This window comes from Bradyrhizobium sp. NBAIM14 (assembly GCF_020193895.1).
In the GTDB taxonomy this organism is placed as follows: domain Bacteria; phylum Pseudomonadota; class Alphaproteobacteria; order Rhizobiales; family Xanthobacteraceae; genus Bradyrhizobium; species Bradyrhizobium yuanmingense.
On record NZ_JADYVQ010000005.1, the window covers coordinates 327,940 to 342,815 of the forward strand.

Here is a 14,876-nt window from a genome sequence, read left to right on the forward strand (position 1 = left end):
GAACCGACTTGAGCCTTGAATTTGCCGGGCCACAGACGCAACGTGACGATCATGCGGACTTTCCTCCTTGCCATGCTCTTTGCGCTCGCCGCGCCCCTGACGGCACAGGCGCAATCAGCCGATCTCGTGTTGTGCGACCGTCTTGCCGCCGATCCCAGCGATCCCGACAAGCCGGGCGACGTGAAGGGCGTCGCGGAGATCGCTTCCGCCGACATCGCGACCGCGGTCAAGTTCTGCAAGCAGGCGGCAAACGCCTCGCGCCGCGCGATGTTCGAGCTCGGGCGCGCTTACGCGGCGAACCGGCAGACCACGGAGGCGATCGCGGCCTGGCGCAAGGCGGCCGACAAGGGATCCAGTGCGGCCATGGTCGAGCTCGGTGTTACCTACGCCACCGGCTCGGGCGTCGCCAAGGACGAGGCGCAGGCGCGTAAGCTTTTCGAGAAGGCGGCGCAGGCCGGCAACCCGCGCGGCGTCAGCAATCTCGCAGCGCTCGGTGGCGCAGGTGGCGCCGCGCCGGCCGATCCCGCCCAAGCCCGTGCGCTGCTCGGCAAAGCCGCCGAGACCAATGCGGAAGCGCAGTACCAGCTCGGCCTGATGTTGTCTGAAGGCGATGGCGGCGCAAAGGACGATGTCGCGGCGCGCGCGCTGTTCGAGAAGGCGGCGGCGCAAAACCATCCCGGCGCGCTGGAGCGGATGGGCGCCTTCGCGCAGGAGGGGCGCGGCGGTGCGAAGGACAAGGACGCCGCAAAGGCCTACTACGAGCGCGCCGCCGCGCTCGGCGACGAGGATGCCAAGAAGGCGCTGGAGCGCATTCGCTGTCCCTATGCGATCAAGGACAAGCAGGGCAGGCTGGTCACCACGCTGTGCTTCTAAAGCGCGATGCGATCAGGATGAATCGTCATCGCGCTTTAGCCTATTGTTTGAGCATGATCTTTTCGGAAAACCGCTTCACACTTTTCCGGATCATGCTCTAGTTCACTTCATGTAGTAGGCGAGATCGTTGCGGGCATCGCGGTAGGTGGTCTCGAGATAATGCGGATATTTCCGCGCGGCCTGTTTCACCGCGCGCGCCACGCAATCCTCGAAATCGCCGTTCCAGTCGAAGTGCTTGTTGTAGGCGTCTTCGAATTTGACCGCCGTGATGATGGCTTGCCGGATCGCCTGATCGTCGGCGCGCGGATGAGCGCGCTTCACATAGCCGAACATCGGCCCTTCATGGGCGTGGGCGCGTTCATGGCGGTACTGGATGATGAATTCCTCCGGCGAGAAGGTGCGATTGACCCGCACCTCTTCGGCGGTGGGGCGGCCCGCGATGGCCTCCAGACGGTAGCGTTGGCGCCAGAGCGCGTAGGCGGCATCGAGCAGCGGCTGCTTCGCGGCGCCGGCGATGATCGCGCTGAGCTCGTCTTCGGCTGATTGCGTGTCCATGCGCGATTGGTCGTGCGTCCGTGGGGGCAGGTTCGAGCCTGGCACCGGTCGGCCGAGGAGCTTTTTTCGGAGGCCGGCAAACAAACCTCCAAAACGACCCCATGCACAGTAGCCAAGTCCCTGAAATCGTTGACTGCGGGTTTTACGAAGTGAAGTTTTGACCCGTCGGGCAAAACAGGGGCATAATGGCATCACGGCGGGCGGAGGTCCCCGGGGTGGCGATGCGCGCAAAAGCCGATGGCTTCGCTGTGGCGTCGGTGCTAGGTAGCCCGCAATTCATTTTCGATTTGCAGGTTCAAGACGTTGCTGGACGGGCTCTACAAGGTTGAATACGGCGTCAACGATGGGTTCGGCTGCAGCATCATGTGCCTGCACGACGGAAGGATGCTGGGCGGCAATTCTGGCTTCGCGCATCTCGGTACCTATGTCGAGCGCGACGGCGAGATCATCGCCCAGGTCATCACCGAGCGGCACAACCTCGACCCCAGCTACAAGCCGCTGATGGGCGCCGACGTCGCCTCGATCGGAGCGCGTGGCCGGCTCTACGGCAACCAGATCCGTCTCGAGGGCGGCGCGGACACCATGCCCGGCGCCAGGTTCTGGGCCAATCTCACGCGCCTCGACGACGAAGGCTTGCCGCCGAGCGGAACGGTCGGACCGGGCGGCATCGCCAACGGGCTCTATGGGATGGGCTTGCGCGCTCTCGACGGCGTCGATGCTGGACTGTCCGGCGTGATGCTGCTGATCGACGGGCGCATCCTCGGCGGCGATGCGTTCTTCTACTATCTCGGCGCCTATTCCTCGGCGGACGGCCGCTGGAAGGGCGAGATGCTGAACCAGGAGCACACGCCGGCGAAAGGCGAGAACCCGGTGTTCGGCGGCCTCGAGGTCGGCATCGGCTTCTCCGGGACCTGCACGGAAGACAGCGGCGAGCTCGAAGGCATCGCGCTCGCGGGAAAGCGGAGCCTGCGGCTGACGGCGTCGCTCAAGCTGATGCGAAGAGCGTAGGGCGCCGATCGTTCTGTCGCGTCTGCTCCGGAGGCGACAATCAAGTCGCGCATCTGGATGTCCGCATTGGGCCATAGGCGCCATTAACCAACCACACCTAGCAATTAGCAAGAAAGCGCCGAACCAGTTCGGCGACCTTATCGGTCGCCTCGTCCAACGCGAAATGACCTGCTTCAAGCAGGTGGACCTCCGCGTCAGGCACATCGTCGACGTACGCAGTTGCCCCCGCCACGGTGAACGAAGGATCGTACTTTCCCCAGACCACTAGCATCGGTGGCTGAACTTCGCGAAGCCATTTCTGCCAGCGCGGATAGGATGCGACGTTGCTGCGATAGTCCAGGAACAATTTCGCCTGAATATCCGCCTGACCCGGACGGGAGAGAAACGCGTGCTCGTCGGTCCAGCTATCCGGATCATACCGCTCGGGATGCGGGCTGGTCCCGACATGCCGCAGCCGGGTTGCCTCCAGCGAGGTGAAATTGGCCTTGAGGTTATCGAGTTCGCCGGCCGGATCGGCCCAGTACCTGCGGCGGGCGTCCCACAGCGAACTCAAACCCTGCTCATGCGACACCGCGTTCTGGACAACGATGCTGCGCACCCGTTCGGGATGAGCGAGCGCTAGGCGGAAGCCGACGGGCCCGCCATAGTCCTGAACGAACAGGACATACTTGGCGAGGCCGAGCTTCGTCACAAACGTGTCCATGATCTGCGCGAGCCGGTCGAACGTATAGGTGAAATCGGATGTCGGCGGCGCGCTGCTGTGACCGAAGCCGGGATAATCAGGCGCAATCAGGTGATATCGATCGGCAAGGAGCGGCAGCAACGGCTCCCACATCCGCGATGAGGATGGAAAGCCGTGCAGCAGCAGCACGGTCGGCGCATCGACCGACCCTGCCTCCCTGTAGAAGATCTCGAGGCCGTCGATCTCGATGCTGCGATAGGCGATCGACTGTCGTGTCGAACGCAGATCGCGATTTGTTGCCCGCACGCTCATACCGATCTCCTAACCATAGAGAAACGGCGGGCTGAATTGGATCAGCATGAGCAACGCGATGAGGGCGAGTGCCGCCAGAACACTTGTCTTGCGCATGGTCACATTCTCCTCGTTCGCTCGACGGGATCAGGCTTCGCCATCGACATCGATGATCGCCTCTGCGAATGCGCGCGGCGCCTCCTGGGGCAGATTGTGCCCAATGCCGCCCGAGATGGTCCGATGCTCGTACTTGCCAGAGAATTTTTTGGCGTAGGCGGCCGGCTCCGGGTGCGGCGCGCCGTTGGCGTCGCCTTCCATGGTGATTGTAGGCACGGCGATGGCAGGACCCTGCGCGAGTTTCGCTTCGATGTCCTCGTATCTAGCCTCGCCATCGGCAAGCGCCTGCCGCCAGCGGTAATTGTGAATGACAATCGCGACATGATCCGGATTGTCGAAGGCGCTCGCGCTGCGCTCGAAAGTGGCATCGTCGAAATTCCACTTCGGCGACGCCAGCTGCCAGATCAGCCTGGAGAATTCCCGGCGATACTTGTCATAGCCGAGCTGGCCGCGCTCGGTGGCGAAATAGAACTGGTACCACCATTGCAATTCCGCTTTCGGCGGCAGCGGCATCTTGCCGGCCTGCTGGCTGCCGATCAGATACCCGCTCACAGATACCATCGCCTTGCAGCGTTCCGGCCACAGCGCCGCCATGATGTTGGCGGTCCGCGCGCCCCAGTCGAAGCCGGCGACAACAGCCTTCTCAATCCTAAGCGCATCGAGTAAAGCGATCATGTCTAGCGCAATCGCCGAAGGCTGACCGTTGCGAAAGGATGTCGGGGAGAGAAACCGCGTCGATCCGTAGCCGCGAAGATACGGGATGATCACGCGATAGCCGGAGCCGGCGAGCAGCGGCGCGACATCGATGAAGCTGTAGATGTCATAGGGCCAGCCGTGCAGCAGCAGGACCGCGGGTCCATTTGTCGGGCCGGTCTCCACATAGCCGACATTGAGCAGGCCAGCATCGATCTGCTTGAGGGCAGAGAAAGCCGTATTCGTGCCCGGCTTGATCGCTGGTAGGCTGCCCGATTTCGTCCGGTTGAGATCCGCATCGGCTGCGGCGGTCAGCTTGGTAAGGCCAGCCTGCGAGGTGCCGGCCAGAGCAAATTGAGCCGTGGCGAGCGTCATCGCGGCGGTGCCGAAGAAGTTGCGGCGCTGAACGTCGATCTTGTCTGACATGGTAATTTTCCTGTCGTTGGCCCGTCCAGCTTTCGGTCGAGCTTGGTTGCGAGCTCACTGTGCAACGACACGGCGATTTCCGCCCGTTAACTGATGTTATTTGGCGCGAAACGGCGCCATTCCGGCGGTTCGCATGCCGGTCCAGCCTTCCGCGGGCGGCCATTAACATCGCTTTACATCTATGAACTCGCGCCGCGCGCGTAGGCGGCGGCACCATGGCCTAGTTGAAACGGGGAGAATTAGACATGATTCCGCTCCTGGCCGAAGCGATCGAAGCTCATGGTGGCGAAAGCCGCTGGCGGGCGCACGGCCGTCTCAGCGCATCGTTCGTCATCACGGGCGAACTCTGGGACCTGAAATGCGTGCACCAGAGTGGCCTTCCAAGGACGGTGCATGTCGATCTGCACCGGCAATGGGCGTCTGTCGACGATATCGGCAAACCTGGACAACGGAGTGACTTCACCCCCGACCGCGTCGCGATCCTGTCCGGCGGCAGCAGGACAATCGCCGAGCGCAGGAACCCGCGCGCATCGTTCGATGGCCACGACATGCGTACCGCCTGGGATCTACTGCACCGGGCCTATTTCGGCGGCTACGCGCTCTGGACTTGCCTGACCGTGCCATTCCTGCTCACGATGCGCGGCTTCACGCTGCGCGAGATCGAACCATGGCGCGAAGGCGCGGAAATCTGGCGCGGATTGCGGGCCGTGTTTCCGGAGAGGCTAGCCAGCCACAGCCTCGAGCAGGACTTCTATTTCGGACCCGACATGCTGATCAGGCGCCACGACTATCACGTGCAGATCGCCGGCAATTTTCCTGCCGCCCAATACTTCTCCGAGCCGGTCGTGATCGACGGCATCACGATTCCGACCAGGCAGCGCGCCTATCTGCGCGACCGTGATTTGAAGCCGATCCCGGAAGATCTGATGGTCGGCATAGATCTATCTGTGGTTCGTTTCAGCCCGGCCGAGTCGAATGCCGGATCGTGACCCTATATTGGGCGCATCTCCCATGACCTAACTGTGTATTGATTTGAAGCTCCGCCCGCGACATGCTTCCTCATTGGCCTCGACCGCAGTACTGCTAATTTTCCCGGAATAGTTGTGAAATGCGCGAAATAAACGGCAACGAAGCAACGCGCGCGCCGCGGATTGCATCGCGACGATTGTCGAAGTAGCGGGCGATGCCTTCCAGCCTCCCAGCAAAGCACAGAGGCGCACAGCCATCTCGCGCGAGCGAGCCTGATTCCCTGGGCGTAAGATTCGGCCGGTTTTGTCTTTACGAAAAATCCCGATTGCTCGAAAAAGATCAGGGTCCCGTCAAGATCGGTAGCCGCGCGCTCGACATTCTGTGCCTGCTGGTTGGTCGTGCGGGAGACATTATTCACAAGGACGAGTTGTTGGCGCACGCCTGGCCGAACCTGACGGTGGACGAGGCCAGTCTCCGCGTCCACATCGCAGAGATCCGAAGGGTGCTCGGCGACGGCAAGGACGGTGCGCGCTTCATCACCAACGTACCCAATCGGGGATACTGCTTCGTTGCGACCATCGAACAGCGCCAGCCGGCGCAGGATGCCCCGAAGCCGGCGGCAATGGTCTCGGGCGAACCGTCGTTTCCGCTGCTGCTGACCCGCACGATCGGACGGGAAGATGTGGTTCAGCGCCTCTCGGAGCGATTACTCGCCGAGCAGTTCATTACGCTGCGGGGACCTGGCGGCATCGGGAAGACGACGGTTGCGCTTGCGGTTGCCCACGCATTGTCGGGCCGCGCGCAGGAAGTGCGCTTCGTCGATCTTGGGCCCCTGAAGGAAGGCGAGCTTGTTCCAAGCACCGTCGCTTCGGCGCTCAATCTGGTCGTGCAAACCGCGGACCCGACCTCAAGTATCGTGCAATTCCTGGGCGGCCGGCGCGTCGTGCTCATTCTCGACAGCTGCGAGCACGTCATCGAACATGCCGCACGGCTCGCCGAAGCCATCTATCTGCAGGCGCCTGGCACCAGCATTCTTGCCACCAGCCGAGAATCCTTGCTGGTTCAGGGAGAGCAGATCGTCGAGTTGCCGCCGCTCGCAACCCCCCCCGCGGACCAGGCGCTCACATCGGAGGAGATGCTGGCCTATCCGGCGGTCCGGCTCTTTACGGAACGAGCGACGGCGGCCGGATACAGCGTGGAGATGAGTCCCGACAATATGCGGCTCCTCGCCGGCATCTGCGAGAAACTCGACGGCATCGCGCTCGCCATCGAGCTCGCGGCCGTTCGCCTCGGCGCGCACGGCCTGCGCGAGATCGATGCGCTGCTGGACGGTCGGCTGAAACTGGAATGGCGGGGGCGTCGTACGGCACCGCCGCGCCACCAGACGCTGAGCGCAATGCTGGACTGGAGCTACAATCTCATCACCGACGCCGAACGGCTGGCGCTTCGGCGGCTTGCCGTGTTCGCCGGGGCGTTCACCCTGGAAGCTGCAATAGCGGTTGCCGGAGCTGAGCCCGAAGACGAGCAGGTCATCGACATGATCGGGCAACTCGTCGCCAAGTCCCTGCTGTCAGCCAGGCCAATCAAATCGTCGATGCGGTATCGGTTGCTTGACACCACCCGGACCTACGCGCTGAAAAGGCTCAGCGAAAGCGGCGAGGCCAATACCATCGCGCGACGGCACGCGGAATACGTGATGAGCGCGCTGGTCCGTAGCGGGTCGAACGGAAATGCCCTAGGCCTGCCGGCGCGCTCCGAACTGCTCGGCGACGTGCGTGCCGCGCTGTCATGGGCCTATTCGGATGAAGGTGCGGCAGAATTGCGCGTTCCCTTGAGCGGCGCTAGTGCTCCGCTGCTCGTCGAACTGAACCTGCTCAACGAGTGCAGCCGGGTGGCGCAACGCGCCCTCGGAGCGCTCGACGACACCAACCGCGGCGGAATCTGGGAAATCGAACTGCAATCGGCGCTCGGTCACGCAGCCATGTTCACAGAGCGCAACAGCGAGCAGGCCGAGGCCGCGCTGCTACGAGGGCTCTCCGTCGCAAGGAAATTGTCGGATCGACCCAACCAATTCCGGCTGCTGTCGCGCCTCAACATGTTCTACCGGCGAACCGGCGAATGCGACCGCCTGGTACCGTCCGCGGAGGCGGCCGAGGAAGTGGCACGCGAGATCGGCGATCCCGCAGGACTTGCCGGAGCAAGCGTCCTGCTCGGCGTTTCCCATCATTTGGCCGGCAATCAGATCCTTGCGCAGCATCACCTCGAAAAGGCCATGCAAAACGACATCGCGCTGCGCGTTGCCGGTCCCAGCCACTTCGCCTTTGCGCGCACGCCACGCATTCCGCTGGCGCGAACATTGTGGTTGCGGGGATTTCCTGATCAAGCGGTGGAACTCGCCCGTGCGGTCACCAATGATGCCGCGCCAAAAGACGTTGTGATGTACAGCATCGCGCTGTGCTGGGCTGCATCAGTATTTGGCTGGGTCGGCGATTGGGCGAGCGTGGAAAAATTGACCGCGCGCCTGAGCGAACACGCCTTGATGCACGGCTTCGTTCCGTATCAGGCCGTGGCCGACGGATTCCGTGGTCAGGTGATGGTAGCCCGCGGCGACGTGAAGGACGGCGTCGATCTTCTCCACGACGTGCTGCCCCGCCTGCACGCCGACCGCTACGAACTCTACGCATCCGGGTTCAGCGCCGACCTAGCGCAAGGGCTAGGCCGGCTAGGGCGGGTTGAGGAAGCGCTTGAAGCGCTCGACAACTCGATGTCCCGTACATCCGCCGGCGGTGAGATTTTTGATATGCCGGAGTTGCTCCGGCTTCGCGGCAAGCTGAAGGCCCAGGGCGGCGACGAAGACGGCGCGAGGCAGAGCCTCAAATCATCCATTGAACTCGCCGAGACGCAAGGCGCGTTGTCCTGGCGGCTGCGCTCCGAGATTACGCTGGTCGTGCTTTCCGGCAAACAGGGCAAGAAATCCGCGCTGACGGCTTTAGCCCAGACGTTGGCTCGCTTCAGTGAGGGGCTTGAGACAGCCGATTTGCAGTCGGCTCGCGGCCTGCTCCAGTCCTGATCATTCTCGGTGGGCGACGCTTCGCGTTATCGCGAGGCAAGCAAGCGGCCCAGCGGAGCATAACGCGCTTTTACATCACCTAACGAGCAATCTCCCAGGTTCTGCGCAAGTGTGGCGGCGTCACGAACCGCCTGGCCGGCCATATCGACGGCCCGCAAACCAAGGAGATTAAAATGATCGCGCAGTCCACTTCCGAAACGATCGACCAGGATCGCCGCCAACTGCTGGGTACCGCCGCCATGGGCATCGTCGCCGCGGGAGCCGTCAGCCTTCTGCCGTTGCAGCCCGCCTCGGGCAAGACCGCTGGCGAAATCCGCCCCTTCCACGTCCATGTTCCCGAGGCCACTTTGATCGACCTTCGTCACCGCCTCGGCGCGACGCGGTGGCCGGAGAAGGAGACCGTGACTGACGACAGTCAGGGCGTGCAGCTCGCGACCGTCAAGAAGCTGGTCCAGTACTGGCAGACGGACTACGACTGGCGCAAGGTGGAAGCACGGCTCAATGCACTGCCGCAATTCATCACCGAGATTGACGGGATTGACATCCACTTCATTCACGTTCGGTCCCGGCACGACAATGCGCTGCCGCTGATCGTAACGCATGGCTGGCCCGGCTCGATCATCGAACAGCTGAAGATCGTTGATCGCCTGGTTAATCCCCTTGCCCACGGGGCGGCAGCGTCGGATGCTTTTGACGTGGTGATCCCGTCGATCCCCGGCTACGGGTTTTCCGGCAAGCCCGAGACCACCGGCTGGGATCCGCAGCGCATCGCGCGCGCCTGGATCGTGTTGATGAAGCGGCTCGGCTACATGCGGTTCGTCGCGCAAGGCGGCGACTGGGGCAACGCCATCACCGAACAGATGGCGCTTCTCGGCGCACCCGAACTTGTTGGCATCCACACCAACATGCCTGCAACTGTTCCTGACGACGTTGCGGCTTCGCTCCAGGCCGGTGGGAAGCAGCCGTCAGGTCTCTCCGGCGAAGAGCAGAACGCGTGGAACCAGCTCGACTTCTTCTACAAACACGGCCTCGGCTACGCTATCGAAATGGCCAACCGGCCGCAGACGCTGTACGGCATCACGGATTCGCCGGTCGGCCTCGCAGCATGGATCCTCGACCACGATACACGCAGCCATCAGCTTATTGCCCGAGTCTTCGGCGGCGAGACCGCCGGGCTCACGCAGGACGACATCCTCGACAACATAACGCTGTACTGGGTGACGAACACGGCAATGTCATCGGCGCGACTTTATTGGGAGAACAAGCTTCAGTTCTTCCAGCCGAAGAATGTCACTATTCCGGTCGCAGTGAGCGTGTTCCCGGACGAGATCTACGCCGCCCCACGGAGTTGGACGGAACGTGCCTATCCCAAGCTGATCCATTTCAACCGGCTTGATCGCGGCGGACACTTCGCCGCCTGGGAGCAGCCCGAGCTGTTCAGCGCGGAGATGCGCGCCTCGTTCCGCTCTTTGCGTCAATCGTCCTGAAAAATGGAGGCGCGCGAGGATATTGCGCGCCCCCATCAGCACCTGACGCCCCTTGCCACTCAAACCAAACACGGCGTGTTCACCTGATGGCGCCGACAATGGGAGTTTCCAATGAGAATCCTGATGGTCATGACTTCGCACGATCAACTCGGTAACACCGGCCGCAAGACCGGTTTCTGGCTCGAGGAATTTGCGGCGCCCTACTTCACCTTCCTTGATGCCGGCGCGGACATCACCGTAGCTTCGCCCCGGGGCGGTCAGCCGCCGCTCGATCCCGTCAGCGATACGCCGGAAGGTCAGACCGACCTGACCAGGCGATTCAAGCAGGATCCCGCAGCGCAGGCGGTTCTTGCCAATACGCGCAAGCTGTCGCAGATGAAGCCCGCAGACTTTGATGCGGTATTCTATCCGGGTGGTCACGGCCCTATGTGGGACCTCGCCGAGGATCCGGATTCCGTCGCGCTGATCGAAGCCTTCTACAACGCCGGCAAGCCGGTGGCGGCCGTCTGCCATGCGCCGGGCGTGCTCCGGCACGTCACATACAACGGCGAGCCGATCGTGAAGGGCAAGCGCGTGGCCGGATTCACCAACAGTGAGGAAGAAGCGGTTGGGTTGACGAAGGTCGTGCCGTTCCTTGTCGAAGACGAATTGAGGCGGCTGGGCGGGCTATTTGAAAAGGCGCCGGACTGGCAGAGCTTTGTCATCACCGACGGAAGGCTCGTCACCGGCCAGAATCCAGCCTCGTCAAAGGCCGGCGCCGAGGCGCTGCTCAAGCTCCTGAAGCCTGCAGCCACCCGCGGCATCAGGCTGCAACGCCGCACGCCATCTTACTGGCGCGTCACCTTCGACCTTCCGCCGCTGAATATCTTTGGGCCCGAGAACATTCCGCAGCTCAACGAAATCATCACGGCGATCGAGACCGACCCGCAGGTCAAGGTGGTCGTGTTCGACAGCGCAGTCGAGGGCTTCTTCCTGACGCACTACAATTTCTTCGCCCCGCTGGAGGAGTCGACGAAGATTCCGCCGGGGGCCACCGGACTGCAGGCGCTACCTGACCTGCTGGTCCGTCTGAGTCGCGCGCCGGTCGCGTCAATCGCCATGGTCCGTGGCCGCGCCACCGGCGTTGGCAGCGAACTGGCGCTGGCAAGCGACATGCGCTTTGCGAGCCGCGAAAATGCGATCCTGTCGCAATGGGAAGTCGGCGCTGGCCTCGTGCCGGGCGGCGGCCCAATGGCGCGGCTCCCGCGCTTGATCGGCCGGGGTCGTGCCCTTGAGGTGCTGCTAGGCGCCGATGACATCAGCGGGGATCTTGCGGAACGCTACGGTTACGTCAATCGATCGCTGACGGACGCAGAACTCGACGGCTTCGTTGACGCCCTGGCCAGACGAATCGCCTCCTTCGACAAGCAAGCGATCGCCGAGACAAAGCGGCTGGTCAACGTCGCGAGCCTGCCGTCGGATGCGGACATCGCGCCCGAATGGGACGCTTTCCTCGCGTCGGTCCAGCGTCCGGCCAGCCAGAGCCGAATCAAGATCCTGCTCGATCGTGGCTTCCATCGGCCGGGCGATGTTGAGAACCGGCTCGGATATCACGTCGGCCGGCTGAACAACTAACCATCCGGAGAATCCGCGACAAGGGGCTGCCCCGAGGCGGCCCCCTCTCAGGTCTTCGCTAGCAGAGGAGAGGTTATGATCCTCGAGCATCAATTGGATGAGGATACATTCCGAGCGATTCTGCCGGAAGAAATTACGTGGGAGCCGTTCCCGGCGTTTCCAGCGGGCGCACGTCTAGCTGTTATGGTTGGTCACCCCGCCGAACCGGGGCCGTACCTAATTTGGGTTAAAGTACCGCGCGGAACGAAGCTTATGCCGCACAAGCATCCGGAGGACCGGATCTACACGGTCATATCCGGGGTCTTCTATATCGGCCTTGGAGAAGCCTTCGATGACGACAAGCTCAAGGCCTATCCACCTGGGAGCGTCATTGTCCTCCCGGGCGAGACCTGGCATTTCCACTGGGCGAAATCAGGTGAGTACGTCACGCAGGTCTCGGCGCTCGGTCCGCTCGGCCTCGAGTATCACGACTCGCGAGATGATCCGCGCGGCAGTGCGGGGGCCGCAATCGGAAGCGAGAGGAGCAATGGTCGTCTCTGCGACCACAGCAACTCCGCTTCGGGTGAATTCGCCTATCACATCGATAAGCAGTTCCGTCATACTGCAGTCATCGATCCGCGACGACTGTTCGTCAGCAGGGAACGGATTGAATGAGCGGGTTGTCGCATGACCGCAACGGGTCACAAGCTGCGGTCCGACCGCTCTGCTCGTCCGGTCCGGTTTCTCTCCGAGAGCAGGCTTCGCGGCAGTTCATGGGCAGTTCGGCTGAGGGCCAATGACCTGACATTCGATGCAAAAGCGCTTCGGTCGCTCACGGCGGCGGAAAGGCTCCTGCTATTGGCCCGACGACGTCGCGGCCAGCTGCCGGTCGATGGGATCGAACGAAAATGAAACGAGATGCTACGGGTATATCCGCTTCGGAGCGACCATCCTGGCCGATGAGTATCAATCCGGCGCCGCCATTTGCCACATTCAGAATGATCGGCTCGCCGCTCCATGTCTTGATCGGGTCCATTCCGATGATGAGAAATTCGCCGATAGGCTGGTCGAAATATTGAAGACGCAATTGCGGGCCGACTTCGGCCGCAGCGAGTTCGAGGCCGAACTGCTGGGCGCGTGCGTAAACGTTAGCCAAAGTCACGGTATCGGACGTGAATCCAAGCTGCGCAGGCGATAGATCGAGAAGCTCCACATATGTCTTCCGAGAGCTAACGGTGAACGTCGGCCTAGCAAGGATTTCAGCGGCTTGACCACCGACATTGCAGCCCTTGCTATCGAGTTCGTTGCGCAAGGCAAGAGAGTCGGCGAAGGTACCTGTTGTGATCGTTTTCCATGTCGCAACGTCGCGCGCGGACTTAATAGGCTGTTGCGACGCCGGAGCCGAGCGCGTCTTGAGCTTCAGCTTGTTTTGCAACACGTCGCGCGCCGCGCATTGAGCGGACGCGGCGCTCGCAAAGGAAATGACGCAGGCCGCCGAGAGTATGGAAGCCAAAAGGTAGAGGAAAGGTCGGCTTGCTTGGTTATGACCTGCCGCGCGCCGGGCTCGGCTTGTGAAAATACACATGGCAAATGACTTTTCTGAAAACGTTTGGACCGAAAAAGCCCAATTCCGGCAGCGGACGCTGCGCCGACGCGATGCCCTTCTCTTATCCGGCTTCTTCCAACCGTACTCCGTTTAACTAAGACAGCATGTGAACCAGCTCACAGCCTCCTTCGACGCGTGCTTACGCGCTTACATCACCGGCGCCGAACTTGTGATCAACGGCGGCTACCTGCCGCAATAGCCCGCTGCCACGGCGGTACGCGCGCTAAGCATTGCACGGCATACAGCGCGCGTCCGCCGTGATGCAGCTCGATTGAAAAAAGAGTAGGGAGCACGCTTGGCAACGTCTAAACTATCACAAGAGCCATCGCCCTGACATCATGCTCTGGCGTTCTCGTCTCCTACCGCCCGCCTCAATCACGCTTTAGTCACCTCACCACCTGAGGAGCAGAAATTGAACCATCTCGCGCCGCCTCGCTCCTCTGGTTGCCTGCTGGCCCTGATCATCCTCGCATCGGTGGCGGCCCCGGTGCCGGCTCACGCACATGTCAAATGGTTTGCGCCCTATATTGTCGGAGCGCCACCACAGTCGATCGGGGCCACGTTGACCAATGTATGGTTCTGGACCGGCATTGCGCTCGTGCTGGCATTCTTCCTCGCGTCACGAGCCATCGAGAAGTCGAGCGCCGGCGAGTCGGTCCTGCTGGCCATGGATCGCATCACCGACCCTCTCTGGATGCGCCTCGACGACTTCGTGCGCGTCGTCATCGCCGCCTTCTTCGTGGCGATCTTCGCCGTCGGCGGCGTCTACCTGACGCCAGATCTCAAAACGCCGGCCGAATGGGTGTCCTGGACCCAGCTCCTGATCGCCGGGTTGATCTTCTCTCGCAAGACGCAGCCACTTGCGGCTCTCGGGATCATCGCCTTGTGGCTACTCGCGCTGCGCGACTATGATGTCTTCCATTTGCTGGACTACCTGGCGCTTGGAGTCGGTGTCGCCGCCTATCTGGTGTTGGAGGCTTCATCCAATCCGGAATGGCGCAACCATCGCTTCGAGGCGCTGCGCTGGGGCGTCGCCATCGCGCTGATGTGGTCGAGCCTCGAAAAGTTTGCCTATCCGGACTGGTTCTACCCGCTCGTGCAGGAAAAGCCCTTCTTGACCTTCGGCATGCCGCGCGACGTATTTATCCCGATGGCGGGCGTCGCCGAATTCACGATGGGATTCGGATTGATCTGGACGCCGCTTGTCGGCCGGCTGTCGGCCATCGCTCTTTTCATCATCTTCAACGCAGCCGTCTATCCGTTCGGGCGAACCGACCTGATCGGACACGCGCTCATCATGGCGGTCGTCGTTGCCATTGCTGCCGATCATAGTCGTGAGGTTCATTTCCTGCCCGCACTCAAGCGAAGGCTTGCCGGCGTCCCGGCCGGACTTGCGGCGGCGCTAGTCATTTTCACATCGGGTTACTGGGACTGCACATTGCGATTTATGGCATCGAAGGAGACATCGGAACGCTGGCTGGAGAGCGGCTGACCCATACGCCGAAC

The 14,876-nt window shown here is 62.2% G+C and carries 12 protein-coding genes; 8 read left to right on the forward strand and 4 right to left on the reverse strand.

The window, feature by feature from the left end:
* The first annotated feature begins 51 nt into the window (after positions 1 to 51).
* Complete coding sequence (locus tag I6F28_RS15945) at positions 52 to 873, forward strand: tetratricopeptide repeat protein (protein WP_225140292.1); 822 nt, start codon at positions 52 to 54, stop codon at positions 871 to 873.
* A gap of 102 nt (positions 874 to 975) precedes the next feature.
* Here the strand turns inward: I6F28_RS15945 and I6F28_RS15950 are convergent, their stop codons facing one another.
* A complete protein-coding gene (locus I6F28_RS15950) occupies positions 976 to 1,428 on the reverse strand; it encodes a hypothetical protein (protein ID WP_036022783.1) in 453 nt (150 codons plus the stop codon).
* A 303-nt stretch (positions 1,429 to 1,731) separates the two neighbouring features.
* On the opposite strand from I6F28_RS15950, the gene I6F28_RS15955 reads away from it, so the two are divergent.
* Entirely contained in the window at positions 1,732 to 2,436 is a 705-nt protein-coding gene (locus tag I6F28_RS15955; protein WP_225140293.1) for a hypothetical protein, read from the forward strand.
* A 97-nt stretch (positions 2,437 to 2,533) separates the two neighbouring features.
* Here the strand turns inward: I6F28_RS15955 and I6F28_RS15960 are convergent, their stop codons facing one another.
* The gene (locus tag I6F28_RS15960) at positions 2,534 to 3,430 is read right to left on the reverse strand and encodes an alpha/beta fold hydrolase (RefSeq protein ID WP_225140294.1); all 897 of its coding nucleotides are present in this window, start codon (positions 3,428 to 3,430) and stop codon (positions 2,534 to 2,536) included.
* A gap of 126 nt (positions 3,431 to 3,556) precedes the next feature.
* Complete coding sequence (locus I6F28_RS15965) at positions 3,557 to 4,645, reverse strand: alpha/beta fold hydrolase (protein WP_225140295.1); 1,089 nt, start codon at positions 4,643 to 4,645, stop codon at positions 3,557 to 3,559.
* A 245-nt stretch (positions 4,646 to 4,890) separates the two neighbouring features.
* Here I6F28_RS15965 and I6F28_RS15970 point away from each other — a divergent pair, with 245 nt between their 5' ends.
* The 5 genes from I6F28_RS15970 to I6F28_RS15990 all read left to right on the forward strand — a co-directional run bounded on the left by I6F28_RS15970 (position 4,891) and on the right by I6F28_RS15990 (position 12,439).
* A complete protein-coding gene (locus I6F28_RS15970; protein WP_036022789.1) occupies positions 4,891 to 5,634 on the forward strand; it encodes a hypothetical protein in 744 nt (247 codons plus the stop codon).
* 305 nt (positions 5,635 to 5,939) lie between these two features.
* Positions 5,940 to 8,684 carry an ATP-binding protein gene (locus I6F28_RS15975; RefSeq protein ID WP_225140296.1) on the forward strand — a complete coding sequence of 915 codons (2,745 nt, stop codon included), beginning with the start codon at positions 5,940 to 5,942 and terminating at the stop codon, positions 8,682 to 8,684.
* A 173-nt stretch (positions 8,685 to 8,857) separates the two neighbouring features.
* On the forward strand, positions 8,858 to 10,171 hold the full coding sequence (locus I6F28_RS15980) for an epoxide hydrolase family protein (RefSeq protein ID WP_225140297.1): 1,314 nt from the start codon (positions 8,858 to 8,860) through the stop codon (positions 10,169 to 10,171).
* Between the two features lie 129 nt (positions 10,172 to 10,300).
* Positions 10,301 to 11,785, forward strand: coding sequence for an enoyl-CoA hydratase-related protein (locus tag I6F28_RS37765; RefSeq protein ID WP_225126007.1), 1,485 nt, complete (start codon positions 10,301 to 10,303; stop codon positions 11,783 to 11,785).
* A gap of 75 nt (positions 11,786 to 11,860) precedes the next feature.
* The gene (locus tag I6F28_RS15990) at positions 11,861 to 12,439 is read left to right on the forward strand and encodes a cupin domain-containing protein (protein WP_225140298.1); all 579 of its coding nucleotides are present in this window, start codon (positions 11,861 to 11,863) and stop codon (positions 12,437 to 12,439) included.
* A 157-nt stretch (positions 12,440 to 12,596) separates the two neighbouring features.
* Here I6F28_RS15990 and I6F28_RS15995 read toward each other — a convergent pair whose 3' ends face one another.
* Positions 12,597 to 13,349, reverse strand: coding sequence for a hypothetical protein (locus I6F28_RS15995; protein WP_225140299.1), 753 nt, complete (start codon positions 13,347 to 13,349; stop codon positions 12,597 to 12,599).
* A 433-nt stretch (positions 13,350 to 13,782) separates the two neighbouring features.
* Between I6F28_RS15995 and I6F28_RS16000 the strand changes: the two genes are divergently transcribed.
* Positions 13,783 to 14,862: a hypothetical protein gene (locus tag I6F28_RS16000; protein ID WP_225140300.1), complete on the forward strand. Its 1,080-nt coding sequence runs from the start codon at positions 13,783 to 13,785 to the stop codon at positions 14,860 to 14,862.
* Positions 14,863 to 14,876 lie beyond the last annotated feature (14 nt).